The organism is Mesorhizobium sp. M7A.F.Ca.CA.002.05.1.1 (assembly GCF_003998335.1).
GTDB lineage: Bacteria > Pseudomonadota > Alphaproteobacteria > Rhizobiales > Rhizobiaceae > Mesorhizobium.
The window spans coordinates 1-849 of sequence record NZ_RZQI01001445.1; the positions used below are offsets into that span (position 1 = coordinate 1).

Below are 849 nucleotides of genomic sequence, written 5' to 3' on the forward strand. Positions count from 1 at the left end.
CGCCAAGACCGAGGTGCACCAGATCCTGGTGCAGCTTGCGGCGCGCGGCATTGCGGTGATGATGATTTCGTCCGAGCTGCCCGAGGTGCTTGCAGTGTCGGACCGCATCGTCACCATGCGCCGGGGCCGCATCACCGGCCAGATGCCGGGCGTCGAGGCAAACGAGGAAAGACTGATGGAACTGATGGCACTCGACCGCAAGGAGACACTATGAGCGTGGCGGGGGAACAGGATCAGCGCGGCGGCATCAACTTCGCGCGGCTTTTGATGAGCTTCGGGCCGCTGCTGTTCCTGGTGGCGCTGATCATCGTCTTCACCGTGCTGAAGCCGAGCTTCATGGACCCGATCAACCTGTTCAACATCACAAGGCAGATCTCGATCACCGGGCTGATCGCGCTCGGCATGACCTTCGTCATCCTCACCGCCGGCATCGACCTGTCGGTCGGTTCGCTGCTCGCCTTCTGCGGTATGGTCGCCGCCGTGGTCGCCAAGGGTGGCTCCGCCAACACGCTGTCGCTGTCGACGAGCGGCACGCAAGGATTCGGCTGGTTCGCAGCACTCTTGGCCGCCGTCGTTGTGGGCGCTGCTGCCGGCGGGGTGCAAGGGCTTGTCATCACCCGGCTGAAAGTGCCGCCCTTCGTCGTTACGCTGGGCGGGCTGACGGTGTTTCGCGGGCTGACGCTGACCATCTCAAACGGCGGCCCGATCTCGGGCTTCGACGCCTCGATGCGCTGGTTCGGCACCGGGCTGATCGGCCCCGTGCCGGTGCCGGCGCTGATCTTCGCCGCGGCCGCCATCCTGTGCCATATCGTGCTGCGCTACACGCGCTACGGGCGCGCTGTCTACGCC

Annotated in this window: 1 protein-coding gene and 1 pseudogene; both read left to right on the forward strand. The window is 65.6% G+C overall.

Features of this window, described 5'->3' with window-relative positions:
• Window positions 1-214, forward strand: a pseudogene (locus EN939_RS36230) (D-xylose ABC transporter ATP-binding protein); the annotation flags it as partial.
• Window positions 211-849, forward strand: a 639-nt coding sequence (locus EN939_RS36235; RefSeq protein WP_164751608.1) for an ABC transporter permease, incomplete at its 3' end; no start/stop codon positions are given. The pseudogene EN939_RS36230 and the gene EN939_RS36235, both read left to right, overlap by 4 nt.